Origin of the sequence: Pseudorhizobium flavum (assembly GCF_044142885.1) — a bacterium.
GTDB lineage: Bacteria > Pseudomonadota > Alphaproteobacteria > Rhizobiales > Rhizobiaceae > Neorhizobium > Neorhizobium flavum.
The window spans coordinates 95,312-119,645 of sequence record NZ_JBIOKZ010000009.1; the positions used below are offsets into that span (position 1 = coordinate 95,312).

The 24,334-nt window shown below is 64.2% G+C and carries 26 protein-coding genes; 12 read left to right on the forward strand and 14 right to left on the reverse strand.

Translation table 11 applies throughout. From position 1 onward, the window contains the following. The first annotated feature begins 123 nt into the window (after nucleotides 1–123). Both ACEPP2_RS16900 and ACEPP2_RS16905 read left to right on the forward strand, forming a co-directional pair. Nucleotides 124–1,443, forward strand: coding sequence for a solute carrier family 23 protein (locus ACEPP2_RS16900; protein ID WP_395517271.1), 1,320 nt, complete (start codon nucleotides 124–126; stop codon nucleotides 1,441–1,443). 92 nt (nucleotides 1,444–1,535) lie between these two features. Then, complete coding sequence (locus ACEPP2_RS16905) at nucleotides 1,536–2,150, forward strand: carboxymuconolactone decarboxylase family protein (protein ID WP_142588757.1); 615 nt, start codon at nucleotides 1,536–1,538, stop codon at nucleotides 2,148–2,150. Here the strand turns inward: ACEPP2_RS16905 and ACEPP2_RS16910 are convergent, their stop codons facing one another. Then, entirely contained in the window at nucleotides 2,151–3,635 is a 1,485-nt protein-coding gene (locus ACEPP2_RS16910) for a protein adenylyltransferase SelO (RefSeq protein WP_395517272.1), read from the reverse strand. A gap of 322 nt (nucleotides 3,636–3,957) precedes the next feature. Between ACEPP2_RS16910 and ACEPP2_RS16915 the strand changes: the two genes are divergently transcribed. Both ACEPP2_RS16915 and ACEPP2_RS16920 read left to right on the forward strand, forming a co-directional pair. After that, nucleotides 3,958–4,596 (forward strand): outer membrane protein, encoded by a 639-nt coding sequence (locus ACEPP2_RS16915; RefSeq protein WP_077547734.1) that lies wholly within the window; start codon nucleotides 3,958–3,960, stop codon nucleotides 4,594–4,596. Nucleotides 4,597–4,835: 239 nt separating this feature from the next. Then, the gene (locus ACEPP2_RS16920) at nucleotides 4,836–6,623 is read left to right on the forward strand and encodes a flagellin N-terminal helical domain-containing protein (protein WP_395517273.1); all 1,788 of its coding nucleotides are present in this window, start codon (nucleotides 4,836–4,838) and stop codon (nucleotides 6,621–6,623) included. A 6-nt stretch (nucleotides 6,624–6,629) separates the two neighbouring features. On the opposite strand, the gene ACEPP2_RS16925 is transcribed toward ACEPP2_RS16920, so the two are convergent. The 3 genes from ACEPP2_RS16925 to ACEPP2_RS16935 all read right to left on the reverse strand — a co-directional run bounded on the left by ACEPP2_RS16925 (nucleotide 6,630) and on the right by ACEPP2_RS16935 (nucleotide 8,066). Then, the gene (locus ACEPP2_RS16925; protein WP_395517274.1) at nucleotides 6,630–7,304 is read right to left on the reverse strand and encodes a helix-turn-helix transcriptional regulator; all 675 of its coding nucleotides are present in this window, start codon (nucleotides 7,302–7,304) and stop codon (nucleotides 6,630–6,632) included. A gap of 153 nt (nucleotides 7,305–7,457) precedes the next feature. After that, nucleotides 7,458–7,742, reverse strand: coding sequence for an acylphosphatase (locus ACEPP2_RS16930; RefSeq protein ID WP_077547731.1), 285 nt, complete (start codon nucleotides 7,740–7,742; stop codon nucleotides 7,458–7,460). A 69-nt stretch (nucleotides 7,743–7,811) separates the two neighbouring features. Continuing rightward, complete coding sequence (locus tag ACEPP2_RS16935) at nucleotides 7,812–8,066, reverse strand: hypothetical protein (RefSeq protein WP_052637568.1); 255 nt, start codon at nucleotides 8,064–8,066, stop codon at nucleotides 7,812–7,814. 291 nt (nucleotides 8,067–8,357) lie between these two features. On the opposite strand from ACEPP2_RS16935, the gene ACEPP2_RS16940 reads away from it, so the two are divergent. Continuing rightward, a complete protein-coding gene (locus tag ACEPP2_RS16940; RefSeq protein ID WP_052637567.1) occupies nucleotides 8,358–9,071 on the forward strand; it encodes a Crp/Fnr family transcriptional regulator in 714 nt (237 codons plus the stop codon). Nucleotides 9,072–9,074: 3 nt separating this feature from the next. Here ACEPP2_RS16940 and ACEPP2_RS16945 read toward each other — a convergent pair whose 3' ends face one another. Together ACEPP2_RS16945 and ACEPP2_RS16950 are read right to left on the reverse strand one after the other, a co-directional pair. Continuing rightward, complete coding sequence (locus tag ACEPP2_RS16945; protein WP_052637566.1) at nucleotides 9,075–9,326, reverse strand: DUF6894 family protein; 252 nt, start codon at nucleotides 9,324–9,326, stop codon at nucleotides 9,075–9,077. A gap of 62 nt (nucleotides 9,327–9,388) precedes the next feature. Then, a complete protein-coding gene (locus ACEPP2_RS16950; protein ID WP_395517275.1) occupies nucleotides 9,389–10,105 on the reverse strand; it encodes a Crp/Fnr family transcriptional regulator in 717 nt (238 codons plus the stop codon). Nucleotides 10,106–10,466: 361 nt separating this feature from the next. Between ACEPP2_RS16950 and ACEPP2_RS16955 the strand changes: the two genes are divergently transcribed. Continuing rightward, on the forward strand, nucleotides 10,467–10,871 hold the full coding sequence (locus tag ACEPP2_RS16955; RefSeq protein WP_395517276.1) for a response regulator: 405 nt from the start codon (nucleotides 10,467–10,469) through the stop codon (nucleotides 10,869–10,871). Between the two features lie 76 nt (nucleotides 10,872–10,947). On the opposite strand, the gene ACEPP2_RS16960 is transcribed toward ACEPP2_RS16955, so the two are convergent. Genes ACEPP2_RS16960 through ACEPP2_RS16970 form a run of 3 tightly spaced genes read right to left on the reverse strand, consistent with a single transcriptional unit; the run spans nucleotide 10,948 to nucleotide 14,016 of the window. Then, the gene (locus ACEPP2_RS16960; RefSeq protein WP_395517277.1) at nucleotides 10,948–11,145 is read right to left on the reverse strand and encodes a heavy-metal-associated domain-containing protein; all 198 of its coding nucleotides are present in this window, start codon (nucleotides 11,143–11,145) and stop codon (nucleotides 10,948–10,950) included. Nucleotides 11,146–11,199: 54 nt separating this feature from the next. Continuing rightward, complete coding sequence (gene cueR / locus ACEPP2_RS16965; RefSeq protein ID WP_052637562.1) at nucleotides 11,200–11,622, reverse strand: Cu(I)-responsive transcriptional regulator; 423 nt, start codon at nucleotides 11,620–11,622, stop codon at nucleotides 11,200–11,202. A 12-nt stretch (nucleotides 11,623–11,634) separates the two neighbouring features. Next, nucleotides 11,635–14,016, reverse strand: coding sequence for a heavy metal translocating P-type ATPase (locus tag ACEPP2_RS16970; protein WP_395517278.1), 2,382 nt, complete (start codon nucleotides 14,014–14,016; stop codon nucleotides 11,635–11,637). Between the two features lie 146 nt (nucleotides 14,017–14,162). Here ACEPP2_RS16970 and ACEPP2_RS16975 point away from each other — a divergent pair, with 146 nt between their 5' ends. Both ACEPP2_RS16975 and ACEPP2_RS16980 read left to right on the forward strand, forming a co-directional pair. Then, on the forward strand, nucleotides 14,163–14,822 hold the full coding sequence (locus ACEPP2_RS16975; protein ID WP_077547723.1) for a dihydrofolate reductase family protein: 660 nt from the start codon (nucleotides 14,163–14,165) through the stop codon (nucleotides 14,820–14,822). 120 nt (nucleotides 14,823–14,942) lie between these two features. Continuing rightward, on the forward strand, nucleotides 14,943–15,656 hold the full coding sequence (locus tag ACEPP2_RS16980; RefSeq protein ID WP_395517279.1) for a DUF6064 family protein: 714 nt from the start codon (nucleotides 14,943–14,945) through the stop codon (nucleotides 15,654–15,656). Here ACEPP2_RS16980 and ACEPP2_RS16985 read toward each other — a convergent pair. Then, nucleotides 15,614–16,078: a YcgN family cysteine cluster protein gene (locus ACEPP2_RS16985; protein WP_077547721.1), complete on the reverse strand. Its 465-nt coding sequence runs from the start codon at nucleotides 16,076–16,078 to the stop codon at nucleotides 15,614–15,616. The two genes, ACEPP2_RS16980 and ACEPP2_RS16985, sit on opposite strands and share 43 nt — an antisense overlap. Nucleotides 16,079–16,225: 147 nt before the next feature. Here ACEPP2_RS16985 and ACEPP2_RS16990 point away from each other — a divergent pair, with 147 nt between their 5' ends. From ACEPP2_RS16990 to ACEPP2_RS17000, 3 genes are all read left to right on the forward strand, one after another. Further along, entirely contained in the window at nucleotides 16,226–18,451 is a 2,226-nt protein-coding gene (locus ACEPP2_RS16990) for a transglycosylase domain-containing protein (protein WP_281977980.1), read from the forward strand. Between the two features lie 67 nt (nucleotides 18,452–18,518). After that, nucleotides 18,519–19,106 (forward strand): DUF1214 domain-containing protein, encoded by a 588-nt coding sequence (locus ACEPP2_RS16995; protein ID WP_077547719.1) that lies wholly within the window; start codon nucleotides 18,519–18,521, stop codon nucleotides 19,104–19,106. Then, nucleotides 19,099–19,662 carry a DUF1254 domain-containing protein gene (locus tag ACEPP2_RS17000; RefSeq protein WP_077547718.1) on the forward strand — a complete coding sequence of 188 codons (564 nt, stop codon included), beginning with the start codon at nucleotides 19,099–19,101 and terminating at the stop codon, nucleotides 19,660–19,662. Before ACEPP2_RS16995 ends, ACEPP2_RS17000 begins: the two co-directional genes overlap by 8 nt. 19 nt (nucleotides 19,663–19,681) lie before the next feature. Here the strand turns inward: ACEPP2_RS17000 and ACEPP2_RS17005 are convergent, their stop codons facing one another. Continuing rightward, nucleotides 19,682–19,870, reverse strand: coding sequence for a hypothetical protein (locus tag ACEPP2_RS17005; RefSeq protein WP_281977981.1), 189 nt, complete (start codon nucleotides 19,868–19,870; stop codon nucleotides 19,682–19,684). Between the two features lie 479 nt (nucleotides 19,871–20,349). Between ACEPP2_RS17005 and ACEPP2_RS17010 the strand changes: the two genes are divergently transcribed. Next, a complete protein-coding gene (locus ACEPP2_RS17010) occupies nucleotides 20,350–21,366 on the forward strand; it encodes a DUF2336 domain-containing protein (protein WP_281977982.1) in 1,017 nt (338 codons plus the stop codon). 4 nt (nucleotides 21,367–21,370) lie between these two features. On the opposite strand, the gene ACEPP2_RS17015 is transcribed toward ACEPP2_RS17010, so the two are convergent. Genes ACEPP2_RS17015 through ACEPP2_RS17025 form a run of 3 tightly spaced genes read right to left on the reverse strand, consistent with a single transcriptional unit; the run spans nucleotide 21,371 to nucleotide 24,237 of the window. After that, nucleotides 21,371–21,718, reverse strand: a complete 348-nt coding sequence (locus tag ACEPP2_RS17015; protein WP_281977983.1) for a DUF1491 family protein — start codon at nucleotides 21,716–21,718, stop codon at nucleotides 21,371–21,373. Nucleotides 21,719–21,773: 55 nt separating this feature from the next. After that, complete coding sequence (locus ACEPP2_RS17020) at nucleotides 21,774–22,745, reverse strand: peptidoglycan-binding domain-containing protein (RefSeq protein ID WP_152340655.1); 972 nt, start codon at nucleotides 22,743–22,745, stop codon at nucleotides 21,774–21,776. Next, nucleotides 22,714–24,237 (reverse strand): sensor histidine kinase, encoded by a 1,524-nt coding sequence (locus ACEPP2_RS17025; RefSeq protein WP_395517323.1) that lies wholly within the window; start codon nucleotides 24,235–24,237, stop codon nucleotides 22,714–22,716. The genes ACEPP2_RS17020 and ACEPP2_RS17025 overlap by 32 nt, the downstream gene beginning before the upstream one ends. Nucleotides 24,238–24,334: the final 97 nt, after the last annotated feature.

Sequence of the window (24,334 nt, forward strand, 5' to 3'; positions counted from 1 at the left end):
ACCTCCGTTGGCGCTAACGACGGCGCGACGCGCGGTCGATACGACCGCCGGATCAAGACAGTGAAGCACTTTGCCTTCGGAGCTCGATGCGCCGGCGGCTTTTCATGGAATGGGGCAGTACCAATGGGCGAGAGTGGCGGTTATTTTCCGCGGTGGCGGCTGAAGACGGAGGGGCGCATCCTGCCCGACGAGCGGCTGCCGGCGGGGCAGACCATGGTGCTCGGCCTGCAGCATGTCGTCGCCATGTTCGGCTCGACGGTGCTGGCGCCGATCCTGATGGGCTTCGACCCGAACGTCTCGATCCTGTTTTCCGGCATCTCAACCCTGATCTTCTTCATTGCCGTCGGCGGCCGGGTGCCGAGCTATCTCGGCTCCTCCTTCGCCTTCATCGGCCCGGTCCTGGTCGCGACCGCAGCGACTGCCGGAGCGCCCAATCCGAACATCGCCGTGGCGCTCGGCGGCATCATCGTCGCAGGCGCGCTCTATGCGCTGATCGGCGTGATCGTCATGGCGGCCGGCCACCGCTGGATCGAGCGGTTGATGCCGCCGGTGCTGACGGGTGCGATCGTCGCCGCCATCGGCCTCGTTCTCGCGCCGATCGCCATCGCCAGCGCGTCGGGAACCGGCCCGGACAGCCCGGACGGCAGCCAGCTTTCGCGCTGGGTCGCGATCCTGACGGTCGCTGCGGTCGGTCTGATCGCGGTCTATGCCCCCGGCATGACCCGCCGCCTGCCGATCCTCATTGGCGGCGCGCTCGCCTACCTTCTATATCTCGTCCTCGCCAACGGCTTCGGCATGGGTACGCCAGTGGACTTTTCCGGCGTCGCGGCGGCCGCCTGGTTCGGCCTGCCGAGCTTCACGACACCGGTCTTTTCGGTTCCGGCGATCACGCTGATTGCGCCCGTCGTCGTCATCCTGGTGGCGGAAAACCTCGGACACATCAAGGCGATCGGCGCCATGACCGACCGCAACCTCGATCCCTATCTCGGCCGCGCCTTCATCGGCGACGGCGTCGCCACCATGATCTCCGGCTCCTTCGGCGGCACGGGCATGACCACCTATGCCGAGAACATGGGGGTGATGGCGGTGACGCGTATCTTCTCCACGCTCGTCTTCCTCGTGGCGGCCGCAATCGCCATTCTGCTCGGCTTCTCGCCGAAGTTCGGGGCGCTGATCCAGACCATCCCCGGCCCGGTCCTCGGCGGCTTGTCGATCGTCGTCTTCGGCCTGATCGCCGCGACGGCGGGGCGCATCTGGGTCGAGAACCGGGTGGATTTCGCCGAGCCGCGCAACCTCATCACCGTTGGCGTGGCTCTGGTGCTTGGCGCCGGCAACTTCAAGCTCGAGGTCGCCGGCTTCACGCTCGACGGCATCGGCACGGCGACCATCGGCGCAATCGCGCTTTACCATGCGCTCGGCTGGGCGAAGCCGGGCAAGGCGTAAGCGGGCACAAGATCGCGGCCGGGGGAGAGCCCCGGCCGCATTCCCATAACCGCGCTTTGAGGGTATGCTTCCCGCTTTGGGGAGCAGTTCCGATGGCCTTCATCTCCACCCCCGGCCCCGAAGCGGGCGACGCCACCGCCGCCATGTATGTCTCGGCGGAAGAGAGCTATGGCTACCTGCCCAACATGTACCGCATCTTCGGCCACCGGCCGGAGGTGATGGAAAAATGGGGGGCGCTGCTCGCCAGCATCCGCGGGCACATGAGCCTGCGCCGCTACGAACTGGTGACGCTGGCGGCGGCCAGGGAACTGAAGTCATCCTACTGCATGCTGGCGCACGGCTCCGTGCTGCTGCGCGAAGGCTTCAGCGAGACCCAGCTGGCCGACACCGCCACCGACGGCGCTCACGCTCCGCTCGACGAGGCGGAGCGGGAAATGATGCGCTTTGCAGCCAAGGTCGTGCGCGACGCCACCTCCATAACCCGAGAGGATGTCGGCAGGCTGAAGGCGCAAGGCTTCACCGATGCGGAAATCTTCGACATCACCGCGGCAGCCGCCGTCCGCTGCTTCTTCAGCAAGACGCTCGACGCACTGGGTGCCGAGCCGGATGCAGCCTATCGCGAGCGGCTGCCGGCGAACCTCGTCCAGACGCTCACGGTCGGGCGCAAGATCGAGGGAAGCTTTCAAACCGCGACCGCCACGCCGTGATCACGTGCCGCAGAAGGTCTGCAGCACCCGTTCCTCCGGCTTCGGGGGGACCGTATAGGCCTCGAATTCAGGACGGTACTCGTAGGGCCGTTCCACCGCCTGCAGCAGCCTGTTGAAGAAACTGAGGTCGCCGTAGTTGGCGGCAGCCAGCGCCTCCTCAACCTTGTGGTTGCGCGGGATGATGGCCGGGTTGACGGCGCGCATGGCGGCAGCGCGTTCCTCTTGCGAAGCCCTCTCCCGCTCGAGCCGCTGGCGCCAGGTTTCGAGCCAGGTGGTTGCCTTGTCCTTTTCCTTGAAGGACGAGAGGAAGGCCTCCTCACCCGCGCCGGCTGCTACGTCGCAGAGCCGCCGGAAGGTCAGCGTGAAGTCGGCCTCGCCGTCCTGCATGGCGGCGAGCAGCGCCTGGACGAGTTCGCCGTCTCCCTCCTCCTCCGATGACAAGCCGGTCTTGTTGCGGAAGACCGAAAGCCATGCCGCCTGGAAGCGCTGGCCGAATTCGCTCAGCACGTGGTTGGCGGTCAGCACCGCCTTGTCCTGATCCTCGTCGATCAGCGGCAGCAGGCATTCGGCGAGCCGGGCGATGTTCCACTGGGCGATGCCGGGCTGGTTGCGATAGGCGTAGCGGCCGCCCTGGTCGATGGAGGAGAAGACCTTCATCTGGTCGTATTCGTCCAGGAAGGCGCAGGGGCCGAAGTCGATCGTCTCGCCCGAGAGCGTCATGTTGTCGGTGTTCATCACGCCATGGATGAAGCCGACGCCGAGCCAGCGGGCGACGAGATCGGCCTGCGCGAATGCGACGGCGCGCAGCAGCTCCAGATAGGGTTTCTCCACCTCGCGAAGCTCGGGATAGTGGCGCTCGATCACATAGTCGGCCAGTGTCCTCAATCCGTCGACATCCTGTCGGGCGGCGAAATACTGGAACGTGCCGATGCGCACATGGCTCGACGCCACCCGCACGAAGACGGCGCCCGGCTGCGGCGTCTCGCGATAGACCTGTTCGCCTGTCGTGACGGCGGCCAGCGCGCGTGTAGCGCGGACGCCGAGCGCATGCATTGCCTCCGAGAGGATATATTCCCGCAGCACCGGGCCGAGTGCCGCACGGCCATCGCCGCGGCGGGAGAACGGCGTCGGCCCTGCCCCCTTCAGCTGGATATCGCGGCGGGTTCCGTTCCGGTCGACGACCTCGCCTATCAGAATCGCCCGTCCGTCGCCGAGCTGCGGGACGAAGGAACCGAACTGGTGGCCGGCATAGGCCATGGCGAGCGGGGTGGCACCCTGCGGTACGACATTGCCGGCAAAGATCGCGGCCAGCCGCTGTGGGTCGGTCACGTCCGCCTCGATGCCGAGCTCCTCAGCCAGGCCCTCGTTGAACTTCAGGAGGACCGGGCCCTCCACGGGCTCCGGATAGACCGAAGCGTAGAAGCGCTCGGGCAGGCGCGCATAGGAATTATCGAACTGGAACAAGAGAAAACTCCTTCGCCTCATCAGGCATGGATATGGGGACTCCTGCCCGTTCAACAAACAAGGGCGCTGCTTGGTTTCCCGTCGGCGGAGCCGGTGCGGCGGTGACCTGGCGGCTCAACCTGCCTGATGCAATTTCGCAACAGCGGAACTTGTTTGATGCGAGGGGCCGGAACCGGCGGAACGCGGCGGCTTCCGGCTCGTTCTTTCGCCATCATCAACTACGGACGGCCGGGGCAACAAACTGTCATTTCTCATTTACAAAAAGCTGTTGTAATTCAGCTACAGCTTTATCAGTGAGATAGACTACATCTTGGGCATCCGCATTCGAGTAAGGAGACGCATCATGAAGAGAACTCTCATCCTGGCAGCAAGCGTTGCAATGCTGGCATCCACCTCGGCTCTTGCCGCCGACGCCGTGGAATATGTTCCGGAAGCACCGGCTGCCGTTGAAATGCCGGCCGCATTCAGCTGGAGCGGCCCGTATCTCGGTGTCCACGGCGGCTACGGCTGGGGCGATGGTTCGATCGATGGCCTGGCCGATGACGGCAGCTTCGACGGCGGTCGCTTTGGTGCGTTTGCCGGCTACAACTGGCAGATGTCCAACGGCTTCGTTGCCGGTATCGAAGGTGACCTGAACTACGACTGGAACGACGAGGCAATCGGCGGCGGCTTTGAAGGTGAAACCGGCTTCTCCGGCTCCGTTCGTGGCCGTGTCGGTTACGCCATGGACCGCACGCTGATCTACGCAGCAGGCGGCTGGACCGCAACCAACGTCGAACTCACCGGCCCCGGCGGCTTCGATGAAAGCGACACCGCACATGGCTGGACGCTCGGCGCTGGTATCGACCATGCCTTCACCGACAACATGTTCGGTCGTTTGGAATATCGCTATAACGACTACAGCAATGCTGATCTCGGCCCCGGCATCGAGGCTGACTTCGACCAGCACGTCGTACAGGTCGGTATCGGTGTGAAGTTCTGATCCTTCCCAAGAAGCATGCAAAAAGGGCTCCGTCAGGGGCCCTTTTTCATTTGGAAGCGCGAGGACGTCGAAATTATCTGCTGGCTCGCCCTGTCGCACCGACGCGCATTTACCCTCTCCCTACATTGCCTTCCCGGGGGCCGAGAATTCCACCGCGACGGTAATTCTACGGAGGTCCCGGGTAACTTCCGTTAACCATTTGTAAAGCATACCTGCAGGTAACAGCGCGGCAGGTACAGATGACAAGCATCCTCACCAACCACACGGCAATTGCGGCCCTCCAGACGCTGCGCACCATCGGCGCGAGCATGCAGCAGAGCCAGGCTCAGGTCAGTACGGGACTGCGGATCCAGACGGCAACCGACAATGCCGCCTACTGGTCGATCTCGACGACGATGAAGTCGGACAACAAGGCGACGGCGGCCGTGGTCGATGCGCTGGGGCTGGGTGCAGCCAAGGTCGACACGGCCTATACGGGCATGAGTGCCGTCGTGGACATCATGCACCAGTTCAAGGCGCGCCTGGTGGCCGCCACCGAGGACGGCGTCGACAAAACGAAGATCCAGGAGGAGCTGGAGCAATTCAAGCGGCAGATTCAGGAGATCGCCCGGTCATCGAGCTTCAGCGGACAGAACTGGCTGAACACGGATGTTCCCGAGATCTACGACGACCAGACCAACCAGGTCTCCGTGGTCGCAGGCTTCACCCGAAGCAAGACCGACGGCGTGGCCGTCGAACGCATGAAGATCCACCTGTCGCAGGTCTCGCTCTTCAACAGCACAGGCGGCGGCCTTCTTCAGGGAGATGCCCGTGACGTTGGCAACATCGGCGGCATCCGTCGGATCGGCTATTGGGACAACGACGCCCAATGGATCGAGCAATGGGCACCGCAGATACAGGGAACAGGAGGACGTCCGCTCAAGACGTTTGATTTCCCGGGCCCGCTTGTCTTCGATGATCCGTCAGACATCATAGAATTCGACGTTACCGTTGATGCCGACGACCCTGCCACAGGGTTTGCTGCTCCTCTCGAGGCGGGCCATACAACCACGGTCACGATCACCCGCGCCGTGCTGGACACGCTTAAGCCGGGCTGGAACGGTGTGATCGACACCAACGAAAAGTATGCCGAGATCCTGAATGTCCTCCTCGCTGGCTCGGGTGCACACGTATACTCCAACTGGAGCATGCGTGTCGGCCCCAACAACTGGATCCATGACCCTGTAACGATGGGCATTGGGACGCTGGAGGATCGCACGCTCGGGCTCACCGGCTCCTATGTCGGCGTTTCCAACGTGACGAGTTCGTTTGCTGATATCGGCGTCTCTGACGGCCTCTCCGGCTATGGACAGCGTGCAGCTCTGGGCCTCTCGTTCGAACCATTCACCCTCCACAAGGATGGAAACAACGCAGACGGCGTACAGATCGACTTCAACTTCTCGATCAACGGCCAGCCGGCCACCCATCACTCCTTCGACCGTACCTATGTGAATACCGTTCTGGGCAAGGACACGGGCAAGGTGGAGACGGCCGAGGAAATGGCGGTCCTTCTCCAGTCAGTCCTGGAGCAGGACTGGGACTTGGTGGTGGAAGCCACCTCGCCCTGGAGCCTGAGCATCCGCTCCAATCCTCTCACCGATCGTCTTTCAGGATCCTCGACCCGTGTCGTTCTGTCTGATGTCGTCGTCAGCATCGAACCGCTCGCGACAATGAAGCTTCTCGATGTCGATATCGTCAAGCGGCCCGACCTGCTAGGCGAGTACATCACCTACGTCGACACTGCGACCAGCAAAGTCATCGCGGGCGCGTCGGTGCTTGGGGCGCTGCAGATGCGCATCGGGATGCAGACGGAGTTCGTGCAGCAGTCCATGGCCAAGCTTGACCAGGGGGTGGGCCGTCTCGTCGATACCGACATGGACGAGGCGTCGACCCGGCTGAAGGCGTTGCAGACGCAGGAGCAGCTGGCGATCCAGGCGCTTTCCATCGCCAATGCCAATGCCGAGCACATGCTCCAGCTCTTCCGCTGAGCCCGTTCAGGAGCGGTCGATATGGCCGGCCATCAGCATGGCGACGAGATGCACCGTGTTGCGTGCGCCCATGCGCTCCTTCAGCCGGCTCAGGCGATGCTCCACGGTCCGGTGCGAGACGCCGAGCGTCGCCGCGATCTCCTTCGCGGTTGCGCCCTCGACCAGAAGCTGGGTAATGGCTTCGTCAGCCACGTCCAGGTTCGCCTGCTCCTGCGGCCGGCTGAGAAGGAAGCGGGCATAGGAGCTGGAGATGATCCACTCGGGCGCCTCGGCATTCTTCTGCGGAAGAAGGATCCTGTCATAGCCGAGACTGACCCCCAGAAGGCGGGTCTTCACCAGTTCGATGCGCGGCTGCTGGATCCTGGAGACCTCCAGCAGCCTCGGGATGACTGCCTCCTCCATATAACGGCGATCCTTGAAGTCGCCGATGCGGCAATCCGCGAAGAGCTGGTTGATGTTGAGGAGCCGGGATGTGAAGCCCGAATGCCGCACCGCCCGCATTTCCCATTGCAGCGGGTCCGGCCCGGTGATGTGGAACACCGTCAGGCGCATCTTGATCGACAGGTGATCGAGCGCCGGCTGGTAGACCGTGTCGGGGGTCGCAGGATGCTGCCCATCCGTCTTCAGCCACCGGTCGAGCATCATTCGGCTTACGGCGGCAAAAGGGGTTTCACTCGTCATTAAAGGAATCGAACTCGACACTATCGAGTTCACTCACTCAACCAGAAATAGGCCCGGCACAAGAGGGTAAAAATACCTTCCCACTCCACTTTCGCGGAAGAGGCGCCGAGGGCAGCGGAGATCAGCTATGCGGCCTTCCGCCCATCGGGAGCGTCACCGCGTGACGCGGAACTCCGGCGGCAGATCGGCCAGCTTCTCGTCCCAGGTCTCCACGGCCGAAACCAATGCGCCGGGCGGACCCTGCCACAGGCATTCCACCATGGCGGCAACCGCCGCGGGCGGACCCGCGAACACGACGGCGACCGTTCCGTCCCGTTCGTTGCGCACCCATCCGGCAAGACCCAGCTTCCGTGCCTGGCCCTGTGTCCAGGCACGGAAGCCTACCCCCTGCACCCTTCCCGAAATGCGTGCGCCCAGGATCCGTTGGTCGTCGGTCATCGCTGCCCCCTCAGCCGGATGTAGCGGACGGCAGCCGGCGAGGCTGCTGTCTCGTGGGGCCCGAACCGGTCACGAGATATGCAGGCGCCCGGTATTGCGAACCAGCCTCGTGGAGGTCATGAGCGCGGCCACCGCGCCAAGCTTCTGGGGCTCGTGAAGGCCCATCCTGTAGAGCCGGATGATGGAGCGCCCTAGGTCCTCGCCCTTGTCGCTTCCATCCAGGCCTTTCTCCGAGCTCAAGGCAAGGTGAAAGGCATTGCGCATCAGTTCGAGATCATCAGGCGTGAATACACCAACCTGAAGCCCGTCCTGTCTCGTCAACATGCCGCACCTCCTTCCATGTCTGCAGGAGCCCGTCGAGAAGATCGTTCGACGCTTATGACAGGCTATCAGGAAATGATCGGGCGATGTGGCTTTGTACGCTAGGGGACCAAGAACTGCATCGTCAGGATCGCACCAGCCCCGGAAGCCGCCGGAGAGCAGCCGTGCACGCGCCATGATTGTCCGCCACCGTACCCAAAATCCGCAGCAAAATCGCGGTGCTATACGATTCTGAACCGCCGGGGGACTCATGGGCATGGCGGCCGGACCTTCCGCCCGACATCAATGAGAAAAATGTCCATCGCATACCACCCGGCCGCGCAAAACCGACTGCTAGCCCTGTTGCCCGAACGCGAGTTCGGAGCGGTATCGCACCACCTGGAGGCGGTGGAGCTTCCGCGAGGCTTCGAGATCGTCGGCGCCGATGGGCAGATCGAGCATGTCTACTTCCTGTGCAGCGGCATCGGTTCGGTGGTCACCGTCGCGGCCGAGGCGCAGCGCGCGGAGGCCGGCATGTTCGGCCGCGAAGGCTTCGCACCGACCTCTGCCGGCGTGGGCGGCACGATCAGCGTGCATCAGGTGCTCATCCAGGTGGAAGGTCGCGGATTCCGGATGCCCCTCGACGCGGCGAAGGCGCTGCTGCCGGAACACCCCACCTTCTCCAACCTGCTGGCGCGCTTCATCCAGGCGTTCTCGTCGCAGATATCCTATACCGCGCTCTGCAACGTCACCCGCCAGGTCGACGAGCGTCTCGCGCGCTGGTTGCTGATGTGCCATGACCGGGTGGATGGCGACGAGATTGCGCTGACCCATGATTTCATCTCGCTGATGCTCGGCGTCCGGCGGCCGAGCGTCACGACCGCCCTGCATGTGCTGGAGGGCCGGAAGCTCATCCAGGCCGAGCGCGGACGCATCACCATCCGCGACCGCCGGGGCCTGCAGGAATTTGCGACGACCGCCTATGGCAAGCCGGAAGAGGAGTACCGCCGTCTGATCGGCGAGTTCTGACCCTCAGCGCTTCAACTGCTCTTCAATCACCTGCCGCAACGAAATGCTCATGAGCACCGCGCCGGTTTCGTCGCAGACGTCGAGGACGGTGTTGCCGATCATCTCATTCGTCCTGATCCGGGCGGCGGCGAGTTCCTTGATGGCATCGACAGCACTCTGGCGTGCCTCCTCAAGGCTCCGGTGTTCCTCCCCCTCTTCATCCAGCACGGTGCTGCCATCATCCCGAATATTAAAATAGTACCGTTTGATCGACACGGGCCGTCTCCCTCAGGGACCGCCTGATGGATGATGAGGACCTGCCGGCTGCACCATCCTGCTCAGAACAAGTCCTTCATCAGACGCCGGTATTCCTCTTCCGGCCGCCCATAGGCATCCCGTGCGAACTCCTGGAGACCGGGTCTGTTCCTGACGATGACCTTGCCTCTCTCCGATTTGATGAAGCCGCTGCCTTCCAGAAGATGGAGGGAGGTCGTGACGCTCGGGCGGCGGACAGCAAGCATTACCGCCAGATATTCGTGGGTCAGGGCGATCTCGTCGCCGGGCACTCGGTCGTGGCACATCAGCAGCCATCGTGCGAGCCGCTCGGTGACGTCATGAATGGCATTCGAGGCGAGCGTATAGGATAATTGGATCGAGAAGGCTTCCATGGCGCGGACGACGACGCGCGAAAAGCTCCGGTTGGTCTCCATGGCATGCCGGAAATCGGCATAGCTCATCCGGTAGGCTTCGGCATCTAGTTGAATGCTCACATCATGCGCGTTGAGTTCCACATCGGCCACGGCCGAGGTGGGAACATAGCCCTCAAACCCGAACATGCCCGCTTCGGCCCGGTGTCCCTCCGGCGTTTCCACAACGATCGAACCGATGCCAGAAGTCAGGAAATAGAGGTAGTCGATCGGCTGTCCCGACTTGCCGATCGAAGTTCCTCGCGGCAGCAGGACATGCTCGAGCTTGCCGCTGATCTGCTCGAAGTCATCGGGCGGCAGCAGCGAAAGCAGCTTGTTGGAAATGGTGGCTTGGAGCGGAGTTTCCATCATGCGGCTCCTGACTGGGGCAAGAGCGCGTTTGGTCCCTCAGCCGTCTGCGCCCTTTTTAGTCTGCAGACGATAAGGCGAATATAGAGGTCACCTACCGGGAGGAAAGGTCGCTTTGGCCGCAGGGCCTCCTGCGCATCAAAGAAGGTTGTTGCTCCAATGGGTTGACGGATCAAAAATCCACTGACGCCGGAAAGGAGGCAAACCTCCTCCGGTTCGCGGAACTATTTGAGCCGGTTTCAAAGGCCCCATGGTTATCTCCGTTCGCTAACGTACGGGAACGATCTCCCTTCCCTCTGCGTATCCTCGCAAAAGCAGGTTGTCATAGCGGGCTGCAACCGGAGAGACCGGAGGCAAGAAAATGGAGACGAGACGAGAGAAGATCGACACCACCTTCGCAGGAAAAGCGGTCCTGGTCGTGGAGGATGAGTATCTGGTAGCTTCGATGATTACGGATGCCTTCGAGGATGCCGGCGCGGACATCGTCGGGCCGGTGTCGGATCTGCGCATGGCACTCGACTTGCTGAACAACGAGCGCATTCGCGTGGATGCTGCCACACTCGATGTAAAACTCGGCGGCGAAGACGTCTTCCCGCTCGCCGAGCGTCTTGCAGAAGAGGGAATCCCGTTCGTCTTCCTGACCGGATACGAGTGCCACTTCCTTCCCGAGCGGTTCCAGGGCAGCCCCTGCCTCAGCAAGCCGTTCGAGCCGGAGGAGGTCGTGGAGGCCCTTCGCCCCCAACTGAAAACTGCCGCACCGGTCTAAGTCCGAGCAGAGAGAGGGGGCGATCCCCCACGGCCCTGCCGGATCGCTTCCGCAGGGCGGCTTCTCCTTGCGAGCCTCAGGCAGCCTTTTCCGGCGTATAGCCGGCATCCCAGATCGCTTCTTCGGCGCGGGCGGCATCGCCTTCGACGGTGACCCGCTTGGCGTCGAGGTCGACGGTCACGGCAGCGCCCGGCAGTGCCTCGCCAAGGGCGGAGCGGACGCTCTTCTCGCAGTGGCCGCAGGTCATGTCCGGGACGTTGAAAGTGGTGGTCATCGAGCAGTCTCCTTTTGTTGTTGTTGCCTTCTGCACCTTCCCACAGTGGGAGGGTCAAGCACGTTTCTTCGCGCGGACGGGAGCCGGAGCGACACCCGCCAGATCGTCGAGGATCGGGCAGTTGGGGCGGTCGTCGCCGCTGCAGCAATGGGAGAGATGCTTCAGCGTCTTGACCATGCCCTGCATCTCCGCAATGCGCCGCTCCAGATCGACGATGTGAACCTCTGCCACCTCCTTGACGGAGGCGCTGGTGCGGCCCTTGTCCTGCCAGAGCTTCAGGAGCGTCTCCGTTTCCTCCAGCGAGAAGCCCAGATTGCGGGCACGCTTGATGAAGCGGAGGATGTGCACCTCCTCGTCTCCATAGACGCGGTAATTGTTTCCGGTGCGGCCCATGGGCCGGATGAGGCCGATCTGCTCATAATAGCGGATCATCTTGGCGGAGACGCCGGAGGCGTCGGATGCCTGGCCGATGTTCATCGCAATCTCTCCTTAACTGACCTTGACCGCGCGCAGCCTCAGCGCATTGAGGACGACGAAGACGCTGGAGAAGGCCATGGCGCCGGCGGCGATCATCGGCGACAGCTGGATGCCGAAGGCCGGATAGAGAACGCCGGCGGCGACCGGGATCAGCGCGACATTGTAGCCGAAGGCCCAGAACAGGTTCTCCTTGATGTTGCGGATGGTCGCTCGGCTGACGGCAATGGCATCGGCGACGCCGGAGAGCGCGCCGCCCGAGAGCACCACGTCCGCACTTTCGATTGCAACATCCGTGCCGGTACCGACGGCAATGCCGATATCAGCTTCGGCCAGTGCGGGCGCATCGTTGATGCCGTCACCGACGAAGGCAAGCTTGCGGCCTCCGGCGCGAAGCTCATGGATGGCGGCGACCTTCCCGTCGGGCAGGACTTCCGCCACGACGCGGTCGATGCCTGCCTGGCGGGCGACGGCTTCGGCGGTGCGGCGGTTGTCGCCGGTGACCATGGCAACGGTCAGCCCCATCTCCTTCATCGCAGCGATCGCCGCGGCGCTGCCGGGCTTGATAGGATCGGTAACGGCGATCGCAGCCGCGACCTTGCCGTCTATGGCGGCATAGAGCGGCGTCTTGCCCTCATCCCCCAGCCTGGCGGCTGCCTCGGCGAAGGATGCGACGGATAGACCGAGCTTTTCCATGAAGCGGTCGGCGCCAACGGCGATCCGACGACCGGCAACGTCGGCCTCGATGCCGTAACCGGCGGTGGCTTGGAAGCCGGTGGCAGGCTCGGCGGTCAGCCCCTTCTCCTCTGCCGCCCGAACGATGGCCTCGGCAATCGGGTGTTCCGAGCGCCCCTCGACGGCCGCGACAAGCGCCAGGACCTCATCCTCGGCAAAGCCTTCGGCCGCGACGAGATCGGTCAGTTCCGGCTGGCCCTTGGTGATCGTGCCGGTCTTGTCGAAGACGACCATGTCGACCGAGCGAAGTTCCTGCAGCGCATCGCCCTTGCGGAAGAGGACGCCGAGCTCGGCGGCGCGGCCGGATCCCACCATGATCGAGGTCGGTACGGCGAGACCCATGGCGCAGGGGCAGGCGATGATGAGGACGGCAACGGCGGCGACCACTGCATGGCTGAGCGAGGGGCCGAAGGCGAGCCAGGCGAAGAAGGTTGCGACGGCGAGTGCAATGACGGCCGGCACGAACCAGGCGGTCACCTTGTCGACCATGGTCTGGATGGGAAGCTTTGCCCCTTGCGCCTGCTCCACCATGCGGATGATCTGCGCCAGCATGGTATCGCGGCCGACCTTTTCCGCCTTAAAGCGGAAGGAGCCGGTCTTGTTGATGGTGCCGCCGATGACGGTGGCGCCCTCGCCCTTCTCGACCGGTACGGGTTCTCCGGATATCATCGATTCATCCACATGCGAGGCACCGTCGACGACGGTGCCGTCGACCGGGACGCGCTCGCCGGGCCGTATGACGACCACGTCACCCACCACGACCTCCTCGGTCGGGATATCGACCGCTTTGCCGTCGCGCTCGACGCGGGCGGTCTTGGCCTGCAGGCCGGCGAGCTTGGAGATCGCCTGGCTGGCGCGGCCGCTGGCGCGCGCCTCCAGCATGCGGCCGAAGAGGATCAGCGTGACGATAACGGTCGCGGCCTCGTAATAGACATAGCGGGCATTTTCCGGCAGCAGGCCGGGCAGGAAGGTCGCGACCAACGAATAGCCGTAGGCGGCCAGCACGCCGACCGCGACCAGCGAGTTCATTTCCGGCGCGCCGTGGAAGAGCGCCGGAAGGCCGCTTTTCAGGAAGCGGAAGCCGGGGCCGAAGATGACGACCGTGGCCAGCGCGAAGTAGAGGTAATAGAGGTTCTGCGTCGAGATGACGCCCATCAGCCAGTGGTGCATGGGATCATAGACGTGACCGCCCATTTCCAGCACGAAGAGCGGCAGGGTGAGGATCGCGGCAATGGCGAGGTCGCGCTTCAGCGTTGCGTCGCCATGCATGTGCATGTGGTCATGGCCCGCTGGCTCATCGGCGGCGGGATGGCCGGCGTGCTGATGATGCGAATGGTCCTGGCGCGCATGGTCATGCGCGCCGTGACCGGCATGCGGATCGGCCGCGGGGGCCGCATAGCCAGCGTCCCGAAGCGCCCGCTGCATGGCGCCGGCGGGAACCTCGTAGCCGACCTTCTCGATCGCCGCGGTCAGCGCCTCGGGTGAAAAATTCTCGGTCGGTTCGACCGTCAGCTTCTTGGTCGCGAAGTTGACGGAGCTTGTCGCCACGCCCGGCACCTTGGCGGCGGCGGTTTCCACGCGGCGCACGCAGGAGGCGCAGGTCATGCCTTCGATAGGGATGCTGATCGGTTCGATATGGGGCAGTTTGACGGTCTGGTTCATGGCGGAATCCTCTGTTCCGCATATAGGTGGACCTTCCCATCATGGGAAGGTCAAGCACGATGTGCAGAGAAATTCGCCGGGGGTGTCGGAAGCGTGTTTCTGCCCGCGTCCTTGGGCCGGAATTCATCAAAGACGGGAGTAGAGCGATGAGGAAGATCATTGTCGGCGCATTCACCAGCCTCGACGGCGTCATGCAGGCACCCGGCGGTCCGGACGAGGACCCGACCGGCGGCTTCGGGCACGGCGGCTGGGCCTTCCCCTTCTTCGACGAGGACATGGGCAAGGCGGTGGACGAGATGTTTGCCGAACCCTTCGACCTGCTGCTCGGGCGCAAGACCTATGACATCTTCGCCGCCCACTGGCCCTATGCCGGCGCCGATGATCCGATCGGTTCGCTGTTCGACCGGATCACGAAATATGTTGCTACCCGAGACCCCGGAATGGCGCTCGACTGGCAGAACAGCCGGACGCTCGGCACCGATGTGGTCGAGACGCTGAAGGAGTTGAAGAAGGAGGACGGGCCGAACCTGCTCACCCAGGGCTCGACGGATTTCCTGCAGACGCTGTTCCGGCACGGACTGGTGGACGAGATGTATGTCTCGGTCTTCCCGGTGATCCTTGGCGGCGGCAAGCGGCTGTTCGCCGACGGCGCCACGCCGGTGACATTGAAGCTCCTCGGCTCGAAGACCTCGGGCACCGGCATCGTGGTGAACCGCTACGCCGCCGCCGGCCCGGTCGTCACCGGCTCCTTCGAGTTCGAGCAGCCGACGGAGGCGGAACTGGAGCGGAGGCGGAAGCTGACCTAGGGAGGCAGCCTCTGGAGCAGTCGCCGTCCGTATCCGCGGGGCCGCCAACGGCTATTGTTGCGCCTGATCAATGCGGGACGAACGGCGGCGGTTGATACTGGATGGCATGGAGGTTTCGACATGCTGCCCTTTTCCCGCGACCAGTTCCTGGCGGTCTTTGCCGCGTACAATCAGTCGATATGGCCCGCACAGCTCCTTGCTCTGGCTCTGGGCGTCGCCATCATCTACGCGGTCGTGAGGCAGACGAAGTGGGCGGGCGTGCTCGCGAGCCTCGGGTTGGGTGCCACGTGGCTCTGGACCGGTCTGTTCTATCATCTGGCGTTCTTCAGCAGCATCAACGGCGCTGCCTACGTGTTCGGCGCCGGCTTCCTTCTCCAGGGACTGCTGTTCCTGCGGGCTGCTACCCGGCGGGATCTGGAATTTGGTAATGCACCGCGGTTCAGGAACTATGTCGGCTACTTCCTCTTGACCTATGCGGTAGTGCTCTATCCGCTGATCGGGATTTTCTTCGGGCACAGCCTGGCTGAATTGCCCGCATTCGGGGTGACGCCATGCCCCGTGACGATCTTCACGTTCGGCGTCTTGCTGCTTGCAACGCGGCGGGTACCGGTTGTGCTTCTCGTCGTCCCCCTGCTCTGGTCGCTCATCGGCGGAAGCGCCGCCTTCCTGCTTGATATCCCGCAGGACTGGCTGCTGCTCGTCAGCGGCGTGGCATCGCTCGCTCTCCTTACGATATTGGACCGGGAGCGGACGCGTCCACCGCGAAAACACCGGCGGCGCCATAATATCGCTCACGCCTGCTCACCCACCTTCCACGGCCAGTCGACCACATAGTCCTCGAAATCCTCCACCGGGACGTCCGTTTCGCTGACGGTTTCGTGGCCGCGGGCGGAGATGCCGGCCTGGTGGACGGTTTCGGGATCGCCGGAAACCAGCGGATGCCACCAGTAGAGGTCGTGGCCTTCGCGCAGCAGGCGGTAGCCGCAGGTGGGCGGCAGCCAGACGATCTCGTCGACCGCAGCGGGCGTCAGCTGGATGCATTCCGGCACGGTCGCCTGGCGGTTCTCATAGTCGGTGCAGCGGCAGCTCGTCCCATCCATCAGCCGGCAGCGGACGGAGGTGAAGACGACGTCGCCGGTTTCCCAGTCCTCGAGCTTGTTGAGACAGCAAAGACCGCAGCCGTCGCAGATGCTCTCCCATTCGCGCTGGTCCATCTCCTCCAGCGATTTCGTCTTCCAGAAGGGCAGTTCGGTCATTCACATATCCGTGCCGGGAACCGATAAGGCGGTTGCCGCTTTTGCCTGTTGCGATTCTGTCATCGCATTTCAACATTTCATCAGCTAATGCTGATTATGCATGCCCGCTGCTCTGGCCGCTCATGATGGCGACGTCAAGCAACCGGCATGACGATCGGGGGATACACGGTGCAGGACGATCCGACAAACAGCCAGAAGCAGCCGCGCAGGAAGCGCCACCTGCTGCTGCGCATCGATTCCTGGATCGACTCCACCGTCTGGAACCTCGGCTTCCGGCTCGGCGAGATCTGGGAAGAGATTACCATCTTCTTCCGCCGGTTCCGCGTCCGAGGGTGGAAGAAGGCCGTCTTCGAACTCGCCGGCGAAGCCATGACGCTCGGCACGGCCGGCGCGGTCGTGCTGCTCGCGCTTGCCATGCCCGCGTTTGAGGAAACCAAGGAAGATTGGCGCAATCGTGGCGATTTCGCCGTCACCTTCCTCGACCGCTACGGCAACACGATCGGCCATCGCGGCATCATCCACGAGGACTCCGTGCCGATCGACGAGCTGCCGGACCACCTGATCAAGGCAGTGCTGGCGACCGAGGACCGCCGGTTCTTCGACCATTTCGGCATCGATTTCTTCGGGCTTGCCCGGGCGATGAACGAGAACGCCAAGGCGGGCGGCGTCGTCCAGGGCGGCTCGACGCTGACGCAGCAGCTCGCCAAGAACCTGTTTTTGACCAATGAGCGCTCCTTCGAGCGCAAGATCAAGGAAGCCTTCCTGGCGCTGTGGCTCGAGGCCAACCTCTCCAAGAAGGAGATCCTCGCCTACTATCTCGACCGCGCCTACATGGGCGGCGGCACCTTCGGGGCAGCGGCGGCGTCGCAGTTCTACTTCGGCAAGAACATCACCGAGGTGAACCTTGCCGAAAGCGCCATGCTGGCCGGCCTGTTTAAGGCGCCCGCGAAATATGCGCCCCACGTCAACCTGCCGGCTGCCCGCGCCCGCGCCAACGAGGTGCTGACCAACCTCGTGCAGGGCGGCATGATGAGCGAGGGACAGGTGATCGGCGCGCGGCGCAGCCCGGCGAGCGTCATCGACCGCGCCGAGGTGAAGGCACCGGACTATTTCCTCGACTGGGCCTTCGACGAGGTCCAGCGTCTGGCAAAGACGGGCAAGGTCAAGGAGCGCTCGGTGATCGTCCGCACCACGCTGGACATGGGCCTGCAGCAGGCGGCGGAAGCCGCGGTCGAATCCAGCCTGCGGGAATATGGCGAAAGCTATCGCTCCAAGCAGGGCGCGCTGGTGCTGGTCGAGAACGGCGGTGCCGTGCGCGCCATGGTCGGCGGGCGCGACTACGGCGAGAGCCAGTTCAACCGCGCAACGCGGGCGCTGCGGCAGCCGGGCTCATCCTTCAAGCTCTATACCTATGCGGCCGCCATGGAGAAGGGTTTTACACCGGAATCGGTGGTCTCCGACGCACCCGTGACATGGCGCGGCTGGTCGCCCCAGAACTATGGCCGCTCCTACAAGGGACGGGTCACGCTGATGACGGCCATGTCGCAATCCTACAATACCGTGCCGGTTCGGCTGGCAAAGGACGAGCTCGGAACCGAGCGGATCGCCCAACTTGCAAAGGACATGGGAATCGAGACGCCGCTCAGGACCGACAAGACCATTCCGCTCGGCACCTCCGAAGTAACCGTGCTCGACCAGGCGACGGCCTATGCGGTCATGCCGGCAGGCGGGCTGCAGTCGCGCCGCCACGGCATCGCGCAGGTGGTGGGCTATGGCGGTGACGTGCTCTACGACTTCCAGCGCGACGAGCCGCCGCCGCGCCGGGTGCTCTCGGAGCAGGCGACCTCGTCCATGAACCGGATCCTCACCAACATTCCCTATAACGGCACCGCACGACGGGCAGCGCTCGACGGGGTTCTGACCGCCGGCAAGACCGGCACCTCGCAAAGCTATCGCGACGCCTGGTTCGTCGGCTTTACCGGCAACTACACCGCTGCTGTCTGGTTCGGGAACGACGACTACACGCCGATGAACAACATGACCGGCGGTTCGCTGCCGGCGATGACCTTCAAGAAGCTGATGGACTATGCCCACCAGGGCATCGAGCTGAAGCCGATCCCCGGCATCGAGAACCCCTTCCCCGAGAGCGAGCAGAAAAAGGACGCGGTCGTCGCCGAAAAGCCGGAAGGCGAGGAGGCGCTTCCGCCGCTGGTGAGGCCGCGCTCCATGTCGGCGGAATCCACCCGGGTCCTGCGCAGGATCGCCGACCAGCTGAAGGCGGCAGCCCCGCTTCTGCCGGCAACAGCCAAGGTCGCCGATTCCACCGTTACCGGCGCGGTCGAGGCCACGCCTGTCGCAGCGCCGGTGCGGTAGCCGGGGCGTTCCTTTCCGGGGGAATCAGTGGTAACCCTCGACCGCAATCATCGAGGGCAGCCTTTCCGTGTTTCGTGTGCCATTCCTTGTCGCCATCGCGCTTGCCATTGCCTTCGGCGGCGGCATCTGGTCGACGCTCCGGGCCCTTGAGGCGACCGCCGGTTTCGGCGCCATCCGCCTCGGCGCGTGGGAAGCCTTTCCGAACGCACAGACGGCTGCGGCCGACCCTTACGCGAAATCGCACCGGGCGAGCGCCGGCGCACTGCTCTATGCCACGGCAGAGGGCCTGCAGTTTACCGCCAACGTGGACGACAGCGGTGCTGCGTTGCGGGGCGATTGCTCCTATCGCATTTCCGGCCATACCCCGCCGACACGGCTGTGGACCCTGCACAGCGTGCGGACGGAGACGATGAGAAAGGCCGAGGATGCAGGACTTCCGGTCGCGCTCAACTCCCGGGCCATCCTGCGCCATGCGGACGGCTCCTTCGAAATCGAGGTCTCGGCCGATGCGAAGCCCGGCAACTGGCTTGCCGTTCCCGGCGACCGCCGTTTGCGACTGCGGCTGACGCTGCTCGACACGCCCGCAGCCGGCAGTTCCGGATTGATCGACCTCTCCATGCCGTCCATCCAGCAGACCGGATGCCGCGATGCTTAAGCTTGGTCTCGCGATCGTCACGGGGCTGCTCGGGGCCGCACTGCTGCACTTCATCATCATCCTGTCGCTTCCCTATTTCAGCGAGAAGGATGCCTATACCCGCGTGCTTGCAGAAGGGGAGCGACACAGCTTCCACCGACTGCCCGACATCCGCGACCGCGCCGGGCTGGTGCAGGACGATCCGTTCGTTGAACTGTCGGTCTGTGCCTACGACATCTCTCAGGGGCCGATCCGGATCTATGCGCGGGGGGATGTGCCGTTCTGGTCGCTCGGCATCTACGACGCCGGGTCCAACGAGGTCTTCAGCATCAACGACCGTACCGCCTCAAACGGCGTCCTCGATGTCGTCCTGGCAACCCCGGTCCAGTTGACTCTGTTGCGCAAGGCGCTGCCGGAGCCGATCAGCGAGGCGATCCTGGTGGAGACCCAGCAGGCCGACGGCTACATGGTGTTGCGGACAATGGTGCCGCAGCGGAGTTTCAACGCGGCGGCGACGGAATTCCTGTCGCAAGCCGTCTGCGCACCGTTCGACTGGCGACCGCGCCAGCAGTTCTGAAATCCTCCAAGGCCGAGGGTCAGTTCTGGCCCTGCTCCAGAACCATCAGAGCGCCAAGCGAGGGAGGAGCCTGTTCCAGCCTCTCGTAGCGAATGCCGGTAAACAGAAGCAGCCTGCCGGAGACCACTTCGTCCGCCTTGCCGATGCGGATCTCCGCGCGCCTCGGCTGCCGGTCGCGCCAATTCTGCAATATCACTATTTCTGCCATGCTCGTCTCCTGACAATTCGAGACGGATGAAAGACGGTCCAGCTTCACCCTGCCTCACAAGAGGCCGACGCATCCCTGCAAGCGGGCATCTGCGCCTTTCTCGCCGATGCGCACAACGCACCACCGACACTCAACCACGACCCGCAGCCGCTCCCGGACTTGCCGAGCGTGCTCTTTCTGCTGCGAACAGGTCCATTCAGCCGATTCTGGGTAAACCATTCGTTAATGCTAATAAAGCTTCACGGCGCTACCGCCGACTTGCGAGCGTGAAAGGCCGGCAGCGTGGCAAAATGCTCACACCTTCAATTCTGAGGAGAGACGTGCCGGCCCGGCACAGATTCACCCGCCATTAACCGTGGCCAGTTACCTTTCGGTTTACCATGACGGTCCGGTATGCCTGGAGCGAGGGCGAGTGCCCGGCGCCGGGACGTCACCGGAGTTTCTGCCGCGACAGTGTATTGCGTAACGTGAGTGTGGCCGTGACGGACCAGTTTCGAGATCTTGAAAGGCCCTCTGCCATGCGCAGGAAGGATGTGGTTCTGATGGCCACGGTAACCAGTTTCGAGGCCTTGCCGCATCCATCGCGAAACGAGCTGAGACAGTTCGCAGAACTGTTCGTGCCGCTGTTCTCGGCTTCCAGCGAGGAGGCAAGGCGCCAGGCTGTCGCCGCCCTTTCCAGGTCCCCTACCCTGCCGCCTACGGTCGTCTTCTTCATTGCCAGCCAGCCGATCACGATCGCGGCGCCTTTCCTTGCTTCGTCCCCCTGCCTCGACGACGATACGCTGATTGCGGTCGCCCGCACGCAGGGTGCGGCCCATGTGCGAGCCATCGTGCGCCGCGAGAACCTTTCCCCCAAGGTGATCGATGCGCTGGTGAGCCTGCGACAGGATCGACCGGCGGCACCGCCCGGCGCAACCGCCGAGGTCGAGGATGCGCCCTCGCCTTCCGCCGCTGCCGCCCATGAGGCGGAGCGTCGCTGGCGCGAAGAGGAATTGCGCCAGCGCATCAAGGCGCTCGCCAACCACGTGCATCGCAGCGACGACGATCGGCTCGGCCTGAGGACGCTGAGCCCGGTCCAGGAGGCGCTGCTGGTGCGGTTCGCCCGCAGCCGCGACGGCGGCATGTTTGCCAGCGTCCTGGCCGACAGCCTGTCCACCAGCCGCTGGCTCGCCGAGCGCATCCTTCTCGACATTTCCGGCCAGCAGCTGGCCACGACGCTCAAGGCACTGGGTATGGAGCGGACCGACGCGCTGCTTGTGCTGGAGCGCTTCTACCCGCATCTCGCCAATCCGGTGAACGCCACTCCGCGTGGCGAATTCCTGTGGAACGCACTCGATGCGGACGAGTGCGGCCGCCGCGTCGAGGCATGGCGGCGTGCAGACGGCTACACGGCCCGGGAGAGCGAGTTTGCCACCCCGGCGCAACAGGATGCACCGGCAAACCAGTCGGGCAGCCGGCCGCTGCGGTCAAGGACGGTGCTGCGCCGCCAGGCGTGACCGTTCAGCCCGCGTCGACGACGGCGAACAGACCGTTGATGTCGTCCGCTTCCAGTTCCACCACCCAGAGATCGCTATCGAAGCGCCTCTCGCCGCTCAGATGCTCGGCGATGCGGGCGGGCTCCTGCCGCTCCAGCCGCTTCTCGAAGCGTCGCTCCGTGGCATCGCCGGGATCTTCGAAGACGTTCTGTGGCGCCGGAGCATAAAGCGTTTCCGTGCCGTCCCGGAACCGCTGCCGGATGAACACGGCGCCCGCTGCCTCCGCCCCCTTGTGCTCGATCGCCGCAAAGCCGCCCGCCGAAAAGACGCGGCGCATCAGCGCGGAGACGAAGATGTCGGTACGGATACGCATAGGTTCTCTCCGGTTGATGGCCGAGAGCGGGACGAGCCTGGCCGCGCCACGGATTTCAGAGCGCGCCGATCGATTTCAGCTTCTTGAGCACCAGTTCGTTGGGCTCGCCCGTCTCCGGAAGCCGGTAATGCTTCTCGAAACGGCGGATCGCCGCCTTGGTCTGGGCACCGGCAACGCCATCGACGGTGATGTCGGTATAGGCGATGTTCGACAGGCCGCGCTGGATCTGCACCACAAGGTCCCCGGATGCCGGAATGGCCGCGGCCATTTCGCCGGCGGATGACGGGCGGGGCGATGCGGAAGCGGCACTGCCGCGGCCCTGTTCTGCCGCACGGATCGCGGCGGCGACGGGATCCTCGATGGTGGGGCTCACATCCTCACGCGGCCGCATTTTGGGGACGGCAACCACCTCCGGTGACGAAGGCTCGGCCGAGGCCGTCATGATCTCTGCCGCGGGCTGGGGTGCTGCGCTAAGTGCCGCAAGCAGGGCAGGCGTGGCCTCGCCGGTCTGCGGCAGGCCCTCGGCCTCCTCGAAGAAGAGGATGGCCGCCGTCGTCTGCGGACCGACAAGCCCGTCATCGGCCCCCTGATAGAGTCCGCGGCGGGTGAGCTGGCGCTGCACCTCGGCCACGAGCTCGCGTGGCGGGCCGGCGGTCGCCGCAGGGGCCTCCACCGGAGAGACTGGTTGCGGCAATGCGTGGGTCGCGCCGGTTGCCTCGTCGCGGGCGATGCGGAAGGTGGTCATGTCCTGCGGTGGGACCGGGCGCGCGGGGCGATAGCCGGCAATGCCGTTCGGATCTTCCGGATCACGGGTCGCGAGGAAAGGCGAGGGATGGCTTGAGGGCTGATACCATAGGGCGTTTGCTGCCACGAAGCCGAAGACTACGGCAAAGCCGGAGACGCCAAGGACCACGCGCGGATGACGCGCCGCCATCCGCCCCGTTGCCTGGAAAAGCCGGGACAGGATACCTGGTTCCTGGGCCTTCTTCTTCCTGTCAGGCGATTTTCGCTTTCGCGGCGTCGTCATTCTCTATGTCCTGTACGTCCTTCATGGCCGGTCGGGTGGCATTGCGCAGGCGTGGGGGAAACTCCACGGACGAAGCCTCTCCCGCCTCGCCGGGCGCGCCGATCCCACGGCCGTCTGCGGGAAGCGTGACGGTGACCACGGTCCCCTCGCCGGCCGTGCTCCTGATATGTAGCCGTCCGCCGTGCAATGCAACAAGTCCCTTCACCAGCGCGAGCCCAAGCCCCGTTCCCTCGTATTCGCGCGTAAAGCCATCTTGGACCTGCATGAAGGGCCGGCCGAGAAGCTCCAGCTTTTCGGCCGGAATGCCGATGCCTGTGTCGCTGACGGTGAGGACGAAGTCGCTGCCCGACTGCGCGGCATCAATGGTGACGATCCCGCCGTCGCCCGTAAACTTGATGGCGTTGCCGGCAAGGTTGATCAGTATCTGCTTGACGGCCCGGCGGTCGGCGACGACATCGCCGAGCCCCTTTGCGGTGCGCGCGGTCAGGGTGACGCCCTTGCCCCTTGCCTGCAGGTCGAGCATGGCGCGGCAGGACTCCACCACATCGGCGACACCGAACGGCTCCGCCAGGAGCTCGTAATGACCTGCCTCGATCTTGCTCATGTCGAGCATGGTGTTGACGAGCGACAGGAGATGGGCGCCGGACTGGCGGATCAGGCCCACATATTCCTTCTGGCGGTCGTTCTCCAGCCGGCCGAAATATTCGCCGGCCAGCACATCCGAGAAGCCGAGGATGGCATTGAGCGGCGTGCGCAGTTCGTGGCTGACGGCGGCGAGGAAGCGCGACTTCGCCTCATGGGCCGAGTGTGCCTCCGAGACACGCTCGGCAGCCTCGCGGCGCAGGGCTTCGTCGGCCGAGATGTCGCGCAGTTGTGCAAAGATTGCGGAAAGCTCGCCATCCGCCTGACGCAAGGCCGTCAACTCGAGGCCGAGATGCAGAAACTGCCGCCCTTCCGAGGCGCTGTAGAGCCCCTGGACCCGAACCGAAGCGGAAGCTGCATCGGCGCCCTGGCGAAGCGTGTCGAGGGCATGGATGAGGGCGATGCGATCGGAAACGTGGACGAGTTCGGCAAGGCGCTGGCCGCAGGATTCCTGCAGGACTGGCGGAAAACCCGCCCGGTCGCGACCGCCGCATTTCGTCACCATTCCGCGCGCGTCGAGCATCAGCGACAGGCCCGGGCAGGCATCGAAGACGAGCGTGTCGGCGCTTGCGAGGCTATCGGCGACGGCCGGCGCGCGGGCGGAGGCGAAGGTTGCGGCGACGAGCGCGAGGAAGACGGCGACGACCAGGGTGGCGCCGACCGGAAGGGCGAGCGAAGCAGGCAGGACGAGCGTAAGCGCGATCGGGGCAGCAAGGGCCGCCGCGACGGCGCAAAGAAGCATTATGCGCAAGAGGGCGACGTCACGGGCGCGGTTTTCCTGTGGCTGCCCGAGGCTTTCCAGCCAGCGGGCGGCGGTCCGATCGATCTCCGCGACCGCCTTTCCAGCCATTTCAGCAACTGTGCGCACGCAATACCCTGACGCCATTTAATACCGCCCGACATTACCGCCCGCCGGCTTAAGGAAAGTATAAAAGCAGGGGCCGCCA

Coding starts and splice junctions, on each gene's coding strand:
- ACEPP2_RS16900 (WP_395517271.1), top strand. CDS start 124: ATGGGCGAGAGTGGCGGTTATTTTCCGCGGTGGCGGCTGAAGACGGAG.
- ACEPP2_RS16905 (WP_142588757.1), top strand. CDS start 1,536: ATGGCCTTCATCTCCACCCCCGGCCCCGAAGCGGGCGACGCCACCGCC.
- ACEPP2_RS16910 (WP_395517272.1), bottom strand. CDS start 3,635: ATGAGGCGAAGGAGTTTTCTCTTGTTCCAGTTCGATAATTCCTATGCG.
- ACEPP2_RS16915 (WP_077547734.1), top strand. CDS start 3,958: ATGAAGAGAACTCTCATCCTGGCAGCAAGCGTTGCAATGCTGGCATCC.
- ACEPP2_RS16920 (WP_395517273.1), top strand. CDS start 4,836: ATGACAAGCATCCTCACCAACCACACGGCAATTGCGGCCCTCCAGACG.
- ACEPP2_RS16925 (WP_395517274.1), bottom strand. CDS start 7,304: ATGACGAGTGAAACCCCTTTTGCCGCCGTAAGCCGAATGATGCTCGAC.
- ACEPP2_RS16930 (WP_077547731.1), bottom strand. CDS start 7,742: ATGACCGACGACCAACGGATCCTGGGCGCACGCATTTCGGGAAGGGTG.
- ACEPP2_RS16935 (WP_052637568.1), bottom strand. CDS start 8,066: ATGTTGACGAGACAGGACGGGCTTCAGGTTGGTGTATTCACGCCTGAT.
- ACEPP2_RS16940 (WP_052637567.1), top strand. CDS start 8,358: ATGTCCATCGCATACCACCCGGCCGCGCAAAACCGACTGCTAGCCCTG.
- ACEPP2_RS16950 (WP_395517275.1), bottom strand. CDS start 10,105: ATGGAAACTCCGCTCCAAGCCACCATTTCCAACAAGCTGCTTTCGCTG.
- ACEPP2_RS16955 (WP_395517276.1), top strand. CDS start 10,467: ATGGAGACGAGACGAGAGAAGATCGACACCACCTTCGCAGGAAAAGCG.
- ACEPP2_RS16960 (WP_395517277.1), bottom strand. CDS start 11,145: ATGACCACCACTTTCAACGTCCCGGACATGACCTGCGGCCACTGCGAG.
- cueR (WP_052637562.1), bottom strand. CDS start 11,622: ATGAACATCGGCCAGGCATCCGACGCCTCCGGCGTCTCCGCCAAGATG.
- ACEPP2_RS16970 (WP_395517278.1), bottom strand. CDS start 14,016: ATGAACCAGACCGTCAAACTGCCCCATATCGAACCGATCAGCATCCCT.
- ACEPP2_RS16975 (WP_077547723.1), top strand. CDS start 14,163: ATGAGGAAGATCATTGTCGGCGCATTCACCAGCCTCGACGGCGTCATG.
- ACEPP2_RS16980 (WP_395517279.1), top strand. CDS start 14,943: ATGCTGCCCTTTTCCCGCGACCAGTTCCTGGCGGTCTTTGCCGCGTAC.
- ACEPP2_RS16985 (WP_077547721.1), bottom strand. CDS start 16,078: ATGACCGAACTGCCCTTCTGGAAGACGAAATCGCTGGAGGAGATGGAC.
- ACEPP2_RS16990 (WP_281977980.1), top strand. CDS start 16,226: ATGACGATCGGGGGATACACGGTGCAGGACGATCCGACAAACAGCCAG.
- ACEPP2_RS17000 (WP_077547718.1), top strand. CDS start 19,099: ATGCTTAAGCTTGGTCTCGCGATCGTCACGGGGCTGCTCGGGGCCGCA.
- ACEPP2_RS17005 (WP_281977981.1), bottom strand. CDS start 19,870: ATGGCAGAAATAGTGATATTGCAGAATTGGCGCGACCGGCAGCCGAGG.
- ACEPP2_RS17015 (WP_281977983.1), bottom strand. CDS start 21,718: ATGCGTATCCGTACCGACATCTTCGTCTCCGCGCTGATGCGCCGCGTC.
- ACEPP2_RS17020 (WP_152340655.1), bottom strand. CDS start 22,745: ATGACGACGCCGCGAAAGCGAAAATCGCCTGACAGGAAGAAGAAGGCC.
- ACEPP2_RS17025 (WP_395517323.1), bottom strand. CDS start 24,237: ATGGCTGGAAAGGCGGTCGCGGAGATCGATCGGACCGCCGCCCGCTGG.